15 protein-coding genes are annotated in these 16,423 nt (G+C 40.2%); 9 read left to right on the plus strand and 6 right to left on the minus strand.

The window, feature by feature from the left end; translation table 11 throughout:
* The first annotated feature begins 75 nt into the window (after positions 1-75).
* From pbpC to G7092_RS05195, 8 genes are all read left to right on the plus strand, one after another.
* Positions 76-2,469 carry a penicillin-binding protein 1C gene (pbpC, locus tag G7092_RS05160; RefSeq protein ID WP_166086874.1) on the plus strand — a complete coding sequence of 798 codons (2,394 nt, stop codon included), beginning with the start codon at positions 76-78 and terminating at the stop codon, positions 2,467-2,469.
* Between the two features lie 136 nt (positions 2,470-2,605).
* Complete coding sequence (locus tag G7092_RS05165; RefSeq protein ID WP_166086876.1) at positions 2,606-3,166, plus strand: hypothetical protein; 561 nt, start codon at positions 2,606-2,608, stop codon at positions 3,164-3,166.
* 162 nt (positions 3,167-3,328) lie between these two features.
* Positions 3,329-3,916 carry an RNA polymerase sigma factor gene (locus G7092_RS05170; protein WP_166086878.1) on the plus strand — a complete coding sequence of 196 codons (588 nt, stop codon included), beginning with the start codon at positions 3,329-3,331 and terminating at the stop codon, positions 3,914-3,916.
* Positions 3,913-5,514 (plus strand): porin family protein, encoded by a 1,602-nt coding sequence (locus tag G7092_RS05175; RefSeq protein WP_166086880.1) that lies wholly within the window; start codon positions 3,913-3,915, stop codon positions 5,512-5,514. Before G7092_RS05170 ends, G7092_RS05175 begins: the two co-directional genes overlap by 4 nt.
* 96 nt (positions 5,515-5,610) lie before the next feature.
* The gene (locus G7092_RS05180; RefSeq protein WP_166086882.1) at positions 5,611-6,321 is read left to right on the plus strand and encodes a 3'-5' exonuclease; all 711 of its coding nucleotides are present in this window, start codon (positions 5,611-5,613) and stop codon (positions 6,319-6,321) included.
* A complete protein-coding gene (locus G7092_RS05185; RefSeq protein ID WP_166086884.1) occupies positions 6,322-8,034 on the plus strand; it encodes an ABC transporter ATP-binding protein in 1,713 nt (570 codons plus the stop codon).
* Positions 8,035-8,183: 149 nt separating this feature from the next.
* Positions 8,184-10,319, plus strand: a complete 2,136-nt coding sequence (gene rnr / locus G7092_RS05190) for a ribonuclease R (RefSeq protein WP_166086886.1) — start codon at positions 8,184-8,186, stop codon at positions 10,317-10,319.
* A gap of 106 nt (positions 10,320-10,425) precedes the next feature.
* Entirely contained in the window at positions 10,426-11,400 is a 975-nt protein-coding gene (locus G7092_RS05195; RefSeq protein WP_166086888.1) for a polyprenyl synthetase family protein, read from the plus strand.
* A 66-nt stretch (positions 11,401-11,466) separates the two neighbouring features.
* Here the strand turns inward: G7092_RS05195 and G7092_RS05200 are convergent, their stop codons facing one another.
* From G7092_RS05200 to G7092_RS05225, 6 genes are all read right to left on the minus strand, one after another.
* Entirely contained in the window at positions 11,467-12,330 is an 864-nt protein-coding gene (locus G7092_RS05200) for an EamA family transporter (RefSeq protein WP_166086890.1), read from the minus strand.
* 141 nt (positions 12,331-12,471) lie between these two features.
* A complete protein-coding gene (rpmA, locus tag G7092_RS05205) occupies positions 12,472-12,906 on the minus strand; it encodes a 50S ribosomal protein L27 (RefSeq protein WP_166086892.1) in 435 nt (144 codons plus the stop codon).
* Between the two features lie 50 nt (positions 12,907-12,956).
* A complete protein-coding gene (rplU, locus tag G7092_RS05210; RefSeq protein ID WP_090467954.1) occupies positions 12,957-13,265 on the minus strand; it encodes a 50S ribosomal protein L21 in 309 nt (102 codons plus the stop codon).
* Positions 13,266-13,339: 74 nt separating this feature from the next.
* Positions 13,340-13,843, minus strand: coding sequence for a hypothetical protein (locus tag G7092_RS05215; RefSeq protein WP_166086894.1), 504 nt, complete (start codon positions 13,841-13,843; stop codon positions 13,340-13,342).
* 40 nt (positions 13,844-13,883) lie between these two features.
* Positions 13,884-14,267, minus strand: coding sequence for a four helix bundle protein (locus G7092_RS05220; RefSeq protein WP_317169985.1), 384 nt, complete (start codon positions 14,265-14,267; stop codon positions 13,884-13,886).
* A gap of 70 nt (positions 14,268-14,337) precedes the next feature.
* Positions 14,338-15,711 (minus strand): dicarboxylate/amino acid:cation symporter, encoded by a 1,374-nt coding sequence (locus tag G7092_RS05225; RefSeq protein WP_166086896.1) that lies wholly within the window; start codon positions 15,709-15,711, stop codon positions 14,338-14,340.
* A gap of 172 nt (positions 15,712-15,883) precedes the next feature.
* On the opposite strand from G7092_RS05225, the gene G7092_RS05230 reads away from it, so the two are divergent.
* Positions 15,884-16,411, plus strand: a complete 528-nt coding sequence (locus tag G7092_RS05230) for a hypothetical protein (RefSeq protein WP_166086898.1) — start codon at positions 15,884-15,886, stop codon at positions 16,409-16,411.
* The last annotated feature ends 12 nt before the right edge of the window (positions 16,412-16,423 follow it).

Below are 16,423 nucleotides of genomic sequence, written 5' to 3' on the forward strand. Positions count from 1 at the left end.
GTGGTCAAACTTTGCTTTGTTATATATATTTATACTTCGGTATAAGCTTATTATATCTTTATTGAAAATATTTTAATGCAAGCCGTACTAGAACACGTCAAAATTTACTTAAAAAAACCAAAAGTAATATTTATACTCATATTCCTGACTGTTTTAACTCTGCTATTTTGGTTTTGTTTGCCAAATCCTTTATTTAAAAGTCCAACATCTTATGTTATTGATGATAGCAATGGACAATTACTGGGTGCTTCTATTGCTACAGATGGTCAGTGGCGTTTTCCATACAACGATAGTGTGCCCTATAAATTTAAACAATGTATCATTGCTTTTGAGGACAAACGTTTTGAACATCATCCAGGTTTCGATCCTCTGGCCTTTGGCCGGGCCATAAAACAAAATATCTCATCCAAAAAAGTAACCAGCGGTGGCAGCACCCTCACCATGCAGGTTATCAGGCTGGCTACCAGGCACAAGAGAAGCATCTGGAACAAGTTTTTAGAGATATTCATGGCATTGAGATTAGAGCTTACACACAGTAAAAATGAGGTATTGGCGCTCTATGCCAGCAACGCGCCCTTCGGTACCAACGTAATAGGTTTGGATGCGGCTTCCTGGCGATACTTTGGAAGAGGGCCGGATAAATTATCCTGGGGTGAGATGGCAGCTATGGCTGTTTTACCTAATTCACCGTCACTGGTACATCCCGGCAGGAACAGATTGATACTGCTCAAAAAACGAAACCTACTACTTCAGCGACTTTATAGAAATAGGATTATAGACAGCACTACAAGAGCCCTGGCCGAACTGGAGCCTGTACCTGATCGTCCGGTTCCTCTGCCGCAACAAGCACCTCACCTGCTTCAACGTTTTAAAAACGATCATCAACATCATCCAGATGGAGATACCCGATTGCAAACCAGTATAAACTCAGCATTACAACAGCAGGTTAATGACATTTTAGAGCAGCATCACCAGGTTTTAAAAGCTAATGATATCAATAATATTGCCGCCATTGTTTTAGATGTAGAAACCGGGGCTACGCTGGCTTATGCGGGTAACATAGCTCATCGGGAAGATCCGCAGATGGAAAGTGATGTTGATGTGATTGACGCACCACGAAGCCCAGGCAGTACCTTAAAACCTTTATTATATGCATCGATGTTACACAGCGGTTTGATATTACCTAATAGTCTGCTGCCAGATGTACCTACATTAATAGCAGGTTATCACCCAGAAAATTTTGACCTGGGTTATGATGGGGCAGTACCGGCATCCCGGGCGCTATCCCGATCATTAAATGTACCTGCTGTAAAAATGCTACAGCAATTTAAATACGAGCGTTTTTATGATTTTCTGCAAAAAGCGGGTATTACCACCTTAACAAAGCCGGCAGATCATTATGGGCTTTCATTAATATTAGGTGGTGGCGAAAATACCTTATGGGAGTTAAGCGGGGCCTATGCCGATATGGCTCGGGTACTTAATCACTATGATAGATACCATGGTCAATATAATCCGGCTGATTATCACAGCCCTGTTTATAGCGTGCCTGAAAAGCCTATAAAACCAAATCTGGAGAAGACAGGGTTATTGGATGCAGCATCTATATATTACACCTTTCAAGCTATGGAAGAAGTAATGCGCCCTGGTGAAGAAATGCTGTGGCAACAGTTCAGCTCTACCCAACGTGTAGCCTGGAAAACTGGCACCAGCTTTGGCTTTCGTGATGGGTGGGCAATAGGCATTACGCCCAGATATGTGGTTGGCGTATGGGTTGGTAACACCGATGGTGAAGGCAGGCCAGGATTAACAGGTATTAATACCGCCGCTCCTGCCCTCTTTGAAATCTTTAGGTTATTGCCTGTATCTCGCGATTGGTTTCCAATGCCCGTAAGCGAAATGGTCAAAATAAAAGTGTGCCATCAAAGTGGCTACCGGGCCGGACAATATTGCGATAACACCGATGATATGCTGGTACCTAAATCAGGGCTTAAAGCGCCAGTTTGCCCCTATCATAAGCTAATACATTTATCTGCAGATAGCCAGTACCAGGTGAACGGTAATTGCGAATCGCCCGATAATATCGTAAATAAAAATTGGTTTGTGCTACCACCATCAATGGAATACTATTATAAGGCAAGGGATTATCAATATCATGTATTACCACCGTTTAAATCAGGTTGTTCACAGGCTGAGAATGGTAACGCTATGGAAGTAATATATCCTAAAGACGATGCTAAAATATACGTACCACTAGAAGCCGACGGCAGCCGGGGCCGGATGATCTGTAATGCAGCACATCGTGTCCCAGGTATGAAAATATTCTGGCATCTGGATGATCAATACGTTGGCGAAACACAGGATTTTCACCAAATGTCACTAAATCCGCCACCCGGAAAACACATACTTACTCTGGTTGATGGAAATGGAAATACCATAAATATAGGCTTTGAGATATTAAGCAAATAACCCTCATTTTAATAATTGACCGATTGCTTTTTTTGGCTGATCTGGAAAAATCTTTAAAAATCATGGATATTACCCAACGTTTAAGGTTGTGAGTACGATGATGCAATAAAGATAAATTACTTAATCAATCAAAAAAATGAAAAACTTAACCTATGTCCTTGTGGCCTTTCTATTATCAGTTTGTATTATCACAGCGTGCAAAAAGGCCGAGAATCCAGTTGCTGTCGACAAAAAATCAACGATCAGCAAAGCTAATGCAGCCAACAATGGTGGTAACCCTGCTGATACAGTAGCCCTGGTTCCGCTTACTGGTGATCAGATTACCTTAGCACCGGGATTTTCACCCAGTGCAGTTGGCGACAGCGTATCTATCAGCTTTAACGCCCATACTACTAACTTATATTGTGCTCAGGGCACATTACAGTATCAAGCTATTATTGACTACAACAAAAACTTCAGTATTGATTTTTTTAATGTGAGAGAACCTGGTGTTTGTCCAGTGGGCGCTAAAATACCTATGGTAGCAAGCCCTGTTTTAATCAGACATGTAAATCTTGCTAATGGTAATTATCCGCTTAAAGTTATCTTAAATAACACTACGTACACTGGCAGTATTACAGTCTCATCAGCAAACATTACTTTTAATTGGACCTATACCTCAGGAGTAGTCATATCGCCAAAGATTTTAAACCGTTAATTTAAATCCTAAAACAAGAGAGATCAATCTGCTCACTGCAGATGATCTCTCACTAAAAATCAAATATTAAAAAAAATAAAAAAATATTTTCATTTTTACCCAACGTTTAAGCTACTACTTACGAAGAGCCTGTTAAAAGCACCTACTGTGTGAATTTCTTGAATGAATCTTTCTAAAAAACAGGCTGAAAAGCTGGTAAAAGGCTGCATTAACAACAACCGCACGGCCCAGGAAGCTTTGTACAAGCTTTTTCATGCCGATATGCTGCGGGTGTGCTATAGCTATTTGCCTGATAAAGAGCTTGCCAAGGAAGCTTTTAATACAGGATTTCTTAAAGCTTTCCAATCCATAAAAAATTTTGATATCGAAAAAGGTGAATTAGGCGGATGGATCAGGAAGATTATGATCTATACGGCCATTGATCTATGTCGTAAAGAACTAAAATTTAATGTTAAAAGTCTCGACGAGCGGGACTCAGATGATTACCTTATCAGCCCGTCTGCATTAGAGAAATTGTATTTTGAGGATATTCTAAAAAATATCAGGACCCTACCCTTTGCTACTCAAACCGTCTTTAACTTATCTGTACTCGATGGTTTTACACACAAGGAAATAAGCGAACAGTTAAACATTAGCGAAGGGACGTCGCGCTGGCATTTAGCCGAAGCAAAAAGAAAGTTAAGAGAACTGCTGGAAGCGTTGGCAACAGATAGCAACAAGTCCAAAGAAAGGAGTGAAAAAGCAAAATGAAAAATTCATTGAACTACCTTAATCTTTGGCAGAAAAAGAGAAATGAGTTGCCTGTGAGTGATGAACCCCAACAGGACTGGCTGGCTATGCAAGCTCTTTTGGATGCTCATCTGCCTAATCCTACAGTAAAACATAATGCAGCTTCGAAAATAACTAAAGCTATAAAAGCGTCAAAAACATGGTCGATCATATCCGTTACCCTACCGGCAGCAGTATTGATTTGTGTTTTAGCTTATGTGTATATCATCAAACCAAAACACATAGATCAGCCAAAAAAACATAAAAAGCAGGAAGTAATCACCCATAAAGACAGCTTGCAAAAACTCAGCTCAGATTCTTTAAATAAAACAGATACCGTACTGTTTAAAAATGATAGTACTTCTGCAATTAAAGGACTATCTGATACTGCTGATAATAAAAATGAACTAACAAACACCAGAAAATTAGATTCACCTGTTTCATCAAGCAAGCCTTATATAACATCGTCATCAAATACCACTCAAAATAATCGTAATGCTACCCTCGTTATGAATAATAATAACAAGAGAGCTTTCTTAGTAAATGGCATTCATGCGTTCTCTGGCACCACCACCGGACAAACAGTCAATCATAAGCAGTCAAATAAAACTAAAATGAGTGTACCAGCCGCTTCCTTTTATACCCAGGGTATTAATCCAACTGATCTAAACAACAATAAGACACTCCTATTAGCCTCAAACAGTTATATAACACAACACCTGATCAATAATTCAGATAGTGTTTTTTATGATCGTAACAGTTTTTTTAATTCGTATACCGCAAATAATATATTAGCAACAAAAGGCGGCAATACGCAAAATAATAGTGTTGTAGATCTGATCACAAAAGATCATAAAAAGATAAATGCGTTAAGTACACGGATAAAGGATAAAAATCCAAAGACAAGATCCGTAAATAACAAGATCAACATTTCAATCCCGTCAAATATTGATTATGGGATCCTACTTGGTGTAAATGCATCCAATAGCTTTACCCCTAAAGCCCAAAACAGTAATTTTTATGGAAGCCTGCCGGTTGATATGTATGCTGGCCTATATGGCACTTACAATTTCAATGATAAACTGGCTATCGGTATACAAGTAAAAGGCCTAAATCCATTGCGCTTTAATGGGTCGTATACCCACCACAACGAAAGTAAAATAGATACCAATCAAACGTTGAGTATAAATGATTCACGAAAAGCTTATTTTGTAAATATACCCTTGCATCTTGTTTACCATATTACGCCTAACATTCACGTTAAAGGTGGACCGGTTATCCAAATACCGGTGAAACAAATTAATGGCACCAGCAATTATCAAACATCAAAAGCCAAAAAAGATACATTGGGATATTACAATACGGTAACTGACAAAATAAACGCCACCCGGTATGAGCAGAAAATTAATTTAGGCTTTTCAGGAGGTATTAGCCTACAGTATCAACGTTGGATGTTAGAAGCTACTTATAATAAAAGTTTCAAAGGCTATCTGGTAACATCCGATTTGGGTAGTTACAACACAAATCCGGGTTCTGTTCAAATCTCTATTGGCTTTCAACTCAATAAGACTAAAAAGTAGTTGTAGTAAAATTACATTCCTATAGACTAAAACACCCTATTTAAGCAAAATACAAGTACAAACATTTATTATATTGGCAGATCAATTTTAATAGCAATGCTTGAACAGTATGATCTGCATAATTTAATGGTAATTGATATTGAAACTGTGCCCCAATACAGTTCACATGATCAGGTGCCAGAACATCTTCAAAAATTATGGGAACGCAAGAGTCAAAACATTCGTAAGGATGAAAGCGCTGAGAATTATTACACCAATGCTGGGATCTGGGCTGAGTTTGGCAAGATCATTTGTATATCTGTTGGCATATTTACCGGCGGCAAAGATATTGGTTTAAGAATAAAATCATTTGCCGGCCACGATGAAAAAGATCTGCTCACCCGGTTTTCAACATTATTATTTAGCCAACCGTCAAACTTGGTTCTATGCGCGCATAATGGTAAAGAATTCGATTTCCCTTACATCTGTCGTAGATTGTTGATCAATGGGCTGCCGTTTCCGCATCAGTTACAATTAGCCGGGAAAAAGCCATGGGAAATTGTACATATTGATACCATGGAACTTTGGAAATTTGGGGATTATAAAAACTACACTTCTCTAAATCTGCTTACCGCAATTTTTGATATCCCAACCCCAAAAGACGATATTGATGGTAGTATGGTTGGCGATGTTTATTGGAATCTGAACCAGCTTGATCGTATATGCACTTATTGCCAAAAAGATGTAATAGCTACAGCACAACTATTAAGACGCTATCGGGGCGAAGAATTGATAAAAGATGAATTGATTACCCTAATAGGTCAATAAATGTTACAGGTAAACGATCTCTCTATTAGTTTTAAAACAGCTAATGGCTTATTCAAAGCGGTAAAAAACATATCATTCAGTTTAAAAAAGGGTGAAACTATTGGTATTGTAGGCGAATCCGGTTCAGGAAAATCGGTAACATCACTCGCACTGATGCGTTTGTTGAATGCCGATCAAACTGTAGTTAACGGTGAGGTATTATTAAATGATACCCGTTTGTTCGACCTGCCCGAAGCTGATATGCGCCACATTCGTGGCAACCGTATGGCTATGATTTTTCAGGAACCTATGACTTCGCTCAATCCGGTGCTTACTTGCGGCTTTCAGCTTACAGAGGCCATTAAGCTTCATTTGGGACTGAGCAATGCCGAGGCTAAACAAAAAACCATAGAGTTATTTAACGAGGTACAATTGCCTCGTCCCGAAGCCATATTCGACAGCTACCCGCATCAAATATCCGGCGGACAAAAACAAAGGGTAATGATAGCGATGGCCTTGTCCTGTAACCCTGAAATATTAATAGCAGATGAACCAACCACAGCGCTTGACGTGACCGTTCAAAAAGCCATTATCGAGCTATTGTTAAACCTGAAAAGTACACGCTGCAGGAGCCTGATATTCATCTCACATGATTTGGGTGTGATAAGGGAAATTGCAGACCGCGTTTTGGTGATGTACAAAGGACAGATAGTTGAAGAAGCTACAGTAACCGATCTATTCAACAATCCGCAACATGCTTACACCAAAGGCTTATTGGCCTGCAGACCATCTCCTGATCAGCATTTAAAGAAACTGCCCGTCATCGCCGACTTTTTTGATGCCGGAGGTTCCCCGGATACTCAATCGGCCACTATCGAAAGCATCCGTGCAAAATATAGCTATAGTGAAAAAGAAATTACTGATCGTAAAAAGGAGCTTTATCAGCAACAGCCTCTATTAAAAATTGACAAACTCTCTACTTGGTTTCCTATTAATCCGGGCTTATTAGGTCCATCGGGCCATGTAGTAAAGGCAGTAAATAACGTAAGCCTGGAGGTTTATCCCGGTGAAACATTAGGTCTGGTAGGCGAATCGGGCTGCGGTAAAACCACTCTGGGCCGTACTATTTTGCGGCTTATTGAACCCACCCATGGCACTGTAAGTTTTGAAGGCACAGACCTGGGCAGTTTAAAAAAAGATGCACTCCGTGAGATTCGCCGGGATATCCAGATCATTTTCCAGGATCCTTATTCTTCGTTAAATCCACGGTTAACCGTTGGGCAATCCTTAATGGAGCCCTTGCAAGTGCACCAGTTTTATAGCAACGATACCCAGCGTAAGCAAAAAGTGCTGGAACTGCTGCAACGGGTAAATCTTTTGCCGGAGCATTTTAACCGCTACCCGCATGAGTTTTCGGGCGGGCAAAGGCAGCGCATTGTTATAGCCCGTGCGTTGGCCCTGCAACCCAAATTCATTATTTGTGACGAATCGGTCTCCGCGCTCGACGTATCTGTACAGGCCCAAGTATTGAATCTCATCCGCGAGTTGCAGCAGGAGTTTAAGCTTACCTACATCTTCATCTCGCATGACCTGGCTGTTATAAAGCATATATCCGATCGTATGGTGGTTATGAACAAAGGCGAAATTGTTGAAACCGGCTATCCTGATGATATTTATTATCGCCCGCAACAGGATTATACCAAACGGCTGATAGCATCCATTCCTCAAGGATAATGTTTTTGAGTAAGGATTTGGGGAGCAAAGAACAAGGACAGAAAGAACAAAGAAAAAATCCTTACTCCTAGCTCCCTAAATCTTTGCTCGCAGAAAACTCTCCCATCTGCTAATGTCCAAATTCCGTATCTTTGACCAAATACTTATGTATGTCTAAAAAGAAAAACAATTCTTCTATAGTTCAGGTGCTAACTCAAATGGTGCTTGATATATTTGAACAAAACGGTAATACACCGTTAAACTATAAACAAGTTTCTGCTAAACTAAACGTTCGTGACCCGGAAGCCCGGGAAATTATATTCGATATATTAAAAGACGAGGCCAAAAAATCAGTATTAAAAGAACTTTCACCCGGTAAATTTCAACTACTGGAATTAAAAACATTTGTTGAGGGTAAAGTTGATCTTACTAATGATGGTTCGGCATTTATTGTTACGGATGACGAATTTGAAAGTGACATCTTCGTTGCTCCCCGTAAACTACGCAATGCCTTAAACGGCGATCGCGTTAAGGTATACGTATACGCCAAGAGCAAGGGAAAACACAAAGAAGGCGAGGTTATTGAAATCATCCAAAGGGCTAAAATGGAGTTTACCGGTGTGGTAAAACTATCGGAGCGCTTCGCGTTCTTTATTCCTGATGATCGTAAAATGATGCATGATATCTTTATCCCTATCAGCGAATTGAATGGCGCTAAGAACGGGATAAAAGCTGTCGCCGAGATTACGGATTGGCCAACCGAAGCCAAAAACCCTATCGGTCGCATCAAACATGTACTAGGCGCCCAGGGCGAAAACGATACGGAAATGAATGCCATACTTGCCGAGTATGGGTTCCCACTCTCATTCCCTGCCGAGGTAGAACATGAAGCTGAGGCTATATCTGGTGTTATCTCGGAGCATGAAATAGCTAAAAGACGCGATTTTAGAAACATCACTACGTTTACTATCGACCCTTTTGATGCCAAGGATTTTGATGACGCGCTATCATTCAAACAATTAGACAATGGTAATTATGAAGTAGGTGTGCACATCGCGGATGTATCACACTACATTGCACCTGACTCTGCTTTAGATAAAGAGGCTCTGGAACGCGCAACTTCAGTTTACCTGGTTGACAGGGTAATACCTATGCTCCCCGAACGTTTATCAAACGGATTGTGTTCTTTACGACCCAAAGAAGAAAAGCTATGCTTTTCGGCAGTGTTTGAACTCGATGAAAACGCCTACGTTATTAATGAATGGTACGGCAAAACTGTGATCTACTCCGACAGGCGCTTTACTTACGAGGAAGTACAGGAAGTGATCGAAAATAAAGCCGGCGAGTTTGTAGATGAAATTTTAAAACTCAATGCCTTAGCATATAAACTCCGTGAGCGCAAATTTAAAAATGGGGCCATTAGTTTTGAGGCTACCGAGATTAAATTTAAGCTGGATGAACATGGTAAACCAACCGGCGTTTATGTAAAAGAACGAAAAGATGCCCACAAACTTATTGAAGATTTCATGCTTTTGGCTAACCGTAAAGTAGCCGAACATGTAAGCAAAATGGGTAAAGGCAAACACAAATACACTTTTGTATACCGTGCACACGATTCTCCAAAACCTGATGCGCTGGCGAATTTCGCGCAATTTGCAGCACGTTTTGGCTATAAAGTAAATACAAAATCAGACAAGGAAACGGCCAAATCGCTCAACTTTCTGATGGAAGATGTGGAAGGTAAAAAAGAGCAGAACGTGCTTACTCAATTGGCTATCCGGTCGATGGCTAAGGCTATATATACCACTAAAACCAGTAGCCATTATGGACTGGCGTTTGATCATTATACGCACTTTACCTCTCCCATCCGTCGCTATCCAGACGTGATGGTGCACCGGCTTTTGTTTCATTATTTGAACGGTGGTCAATCGGCCAATGCCGAACATTATGAGAAACTATGTTCGCATAGCTCACAAATGGAGAAAAAAGCTGCCGACGCTGAACGCGCCTCCATAAAATACAAACAGGCCGAATACCTGAAAGACCAGGTGGGCAATATGTTTACCGGTATTATATCGGGTGTTACCGAGTGGGGTATGTATGTGGAGATCATCGAAAATAAATGTGAGGGTATGATCCGTTTACGCGATATATCTGACGATTTTTATACTTTGGATGAGAAAAATTACGCCATCATCGGTCAGCGTAAAAAGAAAATATACCAGCTTGGCGACGAGGTACAGATCAGGGTGAAAAACGTAGATCTTACCAAAAAACAAATTGACTTTTCATTAGTACAAGATTAGTTTATTAGCTCATTAGGTCACTGGTTCATTAGTGGTTTGTTCAATACCTATCCGCTATAAAACACCAATGAACTAATGAACTACTGAACCAATGAACCAATAAAGAATGAAACAACTTACTGATCTGCAGGCATTAATAAACGAGGCTATTGACAAACTTGCTTTCCCTCAACAACCTGCAGACTTATATGAACCTATAAGTTATATACTTACGCTTGGTGGTAAACGCCTCAGGCCAGCGCTTTTATTGATGGCCTGTGACCTTTTTGGAGGCGATGTAGAAAGTGCGGTGCAACCGGCTCTGGCCATTGAGGTTTTCCATAACTTCACCCTGATGCATGATGATATCATGGACAATGCCCCCTTACGTCGCGGCCAGGTAACCGTACACGAAAAGTGGAACGCTAATGTGGCTATCCTCTCGGGCGATGCCATGATGGTAGAATCGAACAAACTAATGATGCGGGTTCCGGATGCCATTTTACGCAAAGTAATGGATGTTTTTAACGAAACCGCTACCGGTGTATGTGAGGGACAGCAGATTGATATGAGCTTTGAGCAACGCGGCAACGTAATCATCGAAGAATACCTGAACATGATACGCCTTAAAACGGCTGTATTATTAGGTGGTACGCTTAAAATTGGTGCCATTATAGGCGGGGCAACACTAACCGATGCGCAGTTACTCTATGATTTTGGCGTGAACCTGGGCATCGCGTTTCAACTGCAGGACGATATCTTAGATGTTTATGGCGATCCTGACAAATTTGGGAAACAAGTTGGGGGCGATATCATATCCAACAAAAAAACATATCTGCTCATTAAAGCACTAGAACTGGCTAAAGGCCACCAGGCGCAGGAGCTTGACAACTGGCTCACGCTGCAACTATTTGATGTTCCAGAGAAGGTAAGCGCCGTTACAGGCATTTACAATGAACTTCAAATAAGGAAATATGCCGAAGAAGCCATGCACACTTATGCCGATAAAGCATTTAAAGCATTAGACGACATAAACCTACCCGAAGAACGCCGCCAATACCTGCGTCAGTTTGCCGATAGTTTGTTGGTGAGAGAGTATTGAATTATCTAAATCAAAAACCTGGTTTCAGTCATAAGCTATAAATCTGTGACTGAAACAGGATTATTATTATGATTCCGGCACAGGATTCTTGGCCTTCATCGTAGCACCCGCGCTCGCTATAACGATCAGTACTACTGCTATCCACTCATTCAAAGAGAGGTACTCATGAAGAAAAACAAGACCGGAAAGCGCAGCAACAGCGGGCTCCAGGCTCAGTAAGATACTGAATGTTTTTGCTGGAATCCTACGTAAAGCACTCATTTCTAATGTAAAAGGTATTGCACTTGAAAACAAGGCCAGTAAAATACCAGACAACAACATACCCGGTTTAAAATGGACTAATAATCCACTGCCTATAGCCACCGGCAATACCACCACAGAAGCGAAAATCATACCGATACTCACAGCTTTACCCCCATCCATTATTTTTGAGATACGTCCACCCAGCACAATGTAACCCGCCCACAATACACCAGCGAGTAAAGCCAGCAGAACACCAACAATATCTAACCCGTTATTGCTCCATGGTGCTATCAAGGCTATCCCTGCCGCCGCCAGAATCACCCATAAAAAGTCTATGAGGCGTTTAGACCCTGTCAAGGCGAGAACCAATGGCCCAATAAACTCCAGGGCGACCCCCAAGGCCAAAGGTATGCGGGCAATAGCCATATAAAAAACAATATTCATGGCCCCTAACGTTAAACCATACCAGGTTACGGCTTTCCATTGCGCATTGGTTAGATTTTTTAGGTTAGGGCGATTAAAAACAACCAGTATAATGGCAGAAAAAACGATTCTTAATGCAGAAGTTGAAGCAGCACCTAATACCGGAAAGATACCTTTGGCAATTGCCGCACCACCTTGAACACTTATAATAGATAATAGTACAGCAGGTACCGCCGGAATCTCAAATCCCTTTTTATTTTTCATTTAAAAATGTTGAGTGATAAAAATAAAAGATTTGACCCGCAACGATGTCAAGTCTGTGTAAGTTCAGGCAGCTCATAATAGGATAAAAAAAGCCCCGGTCAAATTGACCAGGGCTTTTTAATATCTGTTTAGCTTAGCTAATTACTCAGCTGCTGCTTCTTCAGTTGCTTCTGTATCAGCTTTTTTTGCTTTTGGAGCTGCTGCCTTTTTTGCCTTTGGAGCTGCTTCTGTAGCTTCAACTTCGGCTACTGGTGCTTCAACTGCTTTTTTTTCTGCTTTTGCTTTTGGTGCAGGAGCTGCAACCTCAGCTACAGGTGCTGCTGCAACCGGAACTACAGAAACGTATGAACGGTTATCAGCTTTTTTTCTGAACACTACGTGTCCATCAGCTAAAGCGAATAAAGTATGATCTTTACCAATACCTACGTTAACACCAGGATTGTGTTGGGTACCACGCTGACGTACGATGATATTACCCGCAATTGCTGGCTGACCACCGAAAATTTTGATACCTAAACGTTTGCTATGCGACTCACGGCCGTTTCTGGAACTACCGGCCCCTTTTTTGTGTGCCATTTCTTAATATTTTTATGGAATCGACAAGCAATCCCAGGTTTAAACTTTAATTATAATGTAATACCAGTGATCTCGATCTTGGTAAATTGCTGACGGTGACCGTTTTTCTTTTTGTAACCTTTTCTTCTTTTCTTTTTGAAGATAATTACTTTATCACCTTTTAAATGAGACACGATCTTAGCAGATACTTTAGCACCTTTCAAATCAGAACCTAATTTGAATTTACCTTCGTTTTCTGCTAACAATACACTGTCAAATTCAATACTAGCGCCCTCATCGCCTTGTAATCTGTGTACAAAGATCTGCTGGTCTTTTGCAACTTTGAATTGCTGTCCGGCTATACTTACTATTGCGTACATGTTTGTTAATTATTGTTTTAAAATTCGAGGTGCAAATATAGGGATTAATTATTAAATAAACAACACCATCTATTTTATTTCTTTAATCTTTCTTCAGCAGTATATAAACTCTGCTCTATTTCCTTGATCAGGGTTTTATTGGCATCAATCAATCGGATGTCCCCTACGTAACCACTATCATACACTACCCGCTTGCTTTTTTTCTTGTACTTAAATTCAATAATATAGCGTATCGACTTGTTTTTACCTTTAGTACTATCCGCCAATTCTTTTACCGGAAAATCCCAGAAACCCAGATCGGCAGCCTTATGGTGTAAATAAAGCAGATCATCGCTGGTTAAACGCAGGTGCATTTTTACCAGGGAGTCTTGTTTATTTACATATTGATAATCACCTGTTTTGGAATCATATTTATTGATCAGGCTATCCACAGGCCCGAATTGTATGGTCATGGAATCAAAATCAGAGAAGCGGTAAGGCGCATTCTTGATCATCATGCCATAATAATAAAAGCAGTATGCTAAAAAGGGCACTATAATAGTAAGCGCGAAAAATATTTTCTTGGAACGATCAGACATGGAATTAATTAGTGAGTTAGTGAATTACTGAGTTAGTGAATTATTGAGCATCATTATTTTTTGATACTGTTTTTCTTGACGCTGAAGCTATTTTAAGAATTTGGCTTGCTTCATCTGCCAATATCGATAAACTTGATTCTGTTACTACTCCTGCATCTATCAGAACCTCCATCCAAAACAAAGCCTCATCTGCTTCTTCTACAACAATGGAAAGTTTAGCATGAAACTCAGCTTGTGATCGTGCTCTACAAGCAGCCCGATAGTTAGCTCCAACGGATGAAGATGACCTTAGCAATTGCCTACCAATAATTTTAGCCTCCTCCGTCGGCGGCAAAGTTCTAAAAAATTTAATATTATCTACAACAAACTTTTTGGTTCGCTGTCTAAACATCTCTGCAAATGCTGTTTTGCTATTATCTTCCACTAGTTACTTAATCAATTAATAACTAAAATTCTACTTAAATCACTAATTCACTAACCCACTAATTCAATAATTAGCTATCCAGCTCTCCTTCCCATTTACTTACAACAGCAGCTGCCATGGCATTACCCAAAACATTGGTTGCCGACCGGCCCATGTCTAATAATGGATCTATACCGATTAATAAAAACAAACCTGCTTCTGGGATATTGAACATAGATAAGGTAGCGGCAATTACTACCAGCGACGCTCTTGGAACACCGGCAACACCCTTACTGGTCAACATAAGCACCAACAGCATGGATAACTGATGACCGAAAGACAAATGAATATCATATGATTGCGCCAGGAACAAGGAAGCAAAGGTCATGTACATCATAGAGCCATCCAGGTTAAATGAGTAACCCAGCGGCAATACAAAACTTACAATTTTGTTGCTGCAGCCAAAATTCTCCAACTCCAGTAATACTTTAGGATAAGCGGCCTCACTGGTTGATGTACTGAATGCTATCAGCATAGCATCTTTTATACGACCAATTAATTTAAACACTGGTTTCTTTAATACGATGAAGCCAACCATAATAATGACCAGCCAAAGCATCACCAATGAAAAATAAAACTCACTTATAAAAATACCATAGGTTGATAATACTCCCAGCCCCTGCTTGGCTATTACTGCAGTAATGGCTCCAAAAACAGCTAAAGGAGCTGCTTTCATCACATAACCTGTAATTTTTAAGATCACATGAGCGAAAGCATCCATAGCTTTAATCACTATCTTGCCTTGCTCCCCAATAGCAGCGGTAGCCACACCAAAAAACATGGCGAAAACCACGATTTGCAAGATCTCATTATTGGCCATCGCCTCAAAAATGCTTTTAGGAAAAACGTGGCCCACAAAGTCAACAAAAGACAGTGCCGTTTTCTTGATACCAGTGCTTAAATGACTGTCGGGCAATGGCAAGTGCATAGCTTTACCGGGTTGAAACAAGTTAACCAACAGCATTCCCAACAGCAAAGAAACCAAGGTAGCACTTAAAAACCAAAGCATGGTTTTACCACCTATACGTCCAACGGCTTTAATATCACCTACTTTGGCAACCCCAACCACCAATGTGGTAAAAACCAATGGGGCCACGATCATTTTGATCAGTCTTAAAAATATTTCGCTTAAAATAGAAAAGCCTTCCAGTTTATCCTCGCGAATAGAATTGTTATCTTTACTGATCTTTATTTGTTGTACTTTTTGCGCTTGCAGTGTGATGTGCTCGGTAGCAGTAGTATCATTTAATAAAGCCAATTTGGTGTTAATAGCTTTAATATTAGCATCAGCCGTATTAATTTTTACGTTGATGGCATTAATTACGCTTACATTATAAATGTAACCGGTTATTACACCTAGTACCAGGGCGATAAAAATGTAGAGAGTCAGGTTGTTTTTTGGCATATAACTTTTTGCAGGGCGCTAAACTACAAAAATTAATAGTTTTACCAGTATCAAGTAGCTAGTATCAAGTATCAAGACTTTGATTATAAGACACCTATATCTAAGATAAAAATCATTCTGTGTTATATCTTGATACTTGATACTAGCTACTTGATACTTAACCAACATGAACATGAGTATTACCACTTACGGTTTACAGCATATAAAAAAAGAAACTCAGCACCTGTCGCATGAGCAATTAACAGAGCTTTTGCTTCGTTTGGCACGTTATAAAAAGGAGAATAAGGAGTTATTGGCTTACCTGTTATTTGAAGCCCATGACGAAGCTGCTTTTGTTGAAAAAATAAAGGGCGAAGCGGGATTTATGTTCAGTCAGCTATCCGCACTGAGCTATCATGCCGCAAAAGGTATGCGTAAAATTTTAAGACTGCTGAGCAAGTACACCAAGTTCGCGGGTTCAAAAGAAGTGGAGATTGAATTACTGTTGAATTTTTGTGTTAACTACCTGGAATATGCCGACAGGCGAACTACCTACAAACCTATCAGATTCATATTGACCCGGCAGGTTGAAAAGGTGCGTGGATTGATAGGAAAATTACATGAAGACCTGCAATTTGATTACCTCGACAGTTATAATACCCTGCTCGATGATGCCGAAAAAAAACTGATTTGGTTTAAAAAGAATGATTATCAGTTGTAACATATAGCCTTT

The sequence above is a fragment of the Mucilaginibacter inviolabilis genome (assembly GCF_011089895.1).
GTDB classification, from domain to species: domain Bacteria; phylum Bacteroidota; class Bacteroidia; order Sphingobacteriales; family Sphingobacteriaceae; genus Mucilaginibacter; species Mucilaginibacter inviolabilis.

Coding starts and splice junctions, on each gene's coding strand:
- rnr (WP_166086886.1), top strand. CDS start 8,184: ATGTCTAAAAAGAAAAACAATTCTTCTATAGTTCAGGTGCTAACTCAA.
- G7092_RS05185 (WP_166086884.1), top strand. CDS start 6,322: ATGTTACAGGTAAACGATCTCTCTATTAGTTTTAAAACAGCTAATGGC.
- pbpC (WP_166086874.1), top strand. CDS start 76: ATGCAAGCCGTACTAGAACACGTCAAAATTTACTTAAAAAAACCAAAA.
- G7092_RS05215 (WP_166086894.1), bottom strand. CDS start 13,843: ATGTCTGATCGTTCCAAGAAAATATTTTTCGCGCTTACTATTATAGTG.
- G7092_RS05165 (WP_166086876.1), top strand. CDS start 2,606: ATGAAAAACTTAACCTATGTCCTTGTGGCCTTTCTATTATCAGTTTGT.
- G7092_RS05230 (WP_166086898.1), top strand. CDS start 15,884: ATGAGTATTACCACTTACGGTTTACAGCATATAAAAAAAGAAACTCAG.
- G7092_RS05225 (WP_166086896.1), bottom strand. CDS start 15,711: ATGCCAAAAAACAACCTGACTCTCTACATTTTTATCGCCCTGGTACTA.
- G7092_RS05170 (WP_166086878.1), top strand. CDS start 3,329: ATGAATCTTTCTAAAAAACAGGCTGAAAAGCTGGTAAAAGGCTGCATT.
- G7092_RS05195 (WP_166086888.1), top strand. CDS start 10,426: ATGAAACAACTTACTGATCTGCAGGCATTAATAAACGAGGCTATTGAC.
- G7092_RS05180 (WP_166086882.1), top strand. CDS start 5,611: ATGCTTGAACAGTATGATCTGCATAATTTAATGGTAATTGATATTGAA.
- rplU (WP_090467954.1), bottom strand. CDS start 13,265: ATGTACGCAATAGTAAGTATAGCCGGACAGCAATTCAAAGTTGCAAAA.
- G7092_RS05200 (WP_166086890.1), bottom strand. CDS start 12,330: ATGAAAAATAAAAAGGGATTTGAGATTCCGGCGGTACCTGCTGTACTA.
- G7092_RS05175 (WP_166086880.1), top strand. CDS start 3,913: ATGAAAAATTCATTGAACTACCTTAATCTTTGGCAGAAAAAGAGAAAT.
- rpmA (WP_166086892.1), bottom strand. CDS start 12,906: ATGGCACACAAAAAAGGGGCCGGTAGTTCCAGAAACGGCCGTGAGTCG.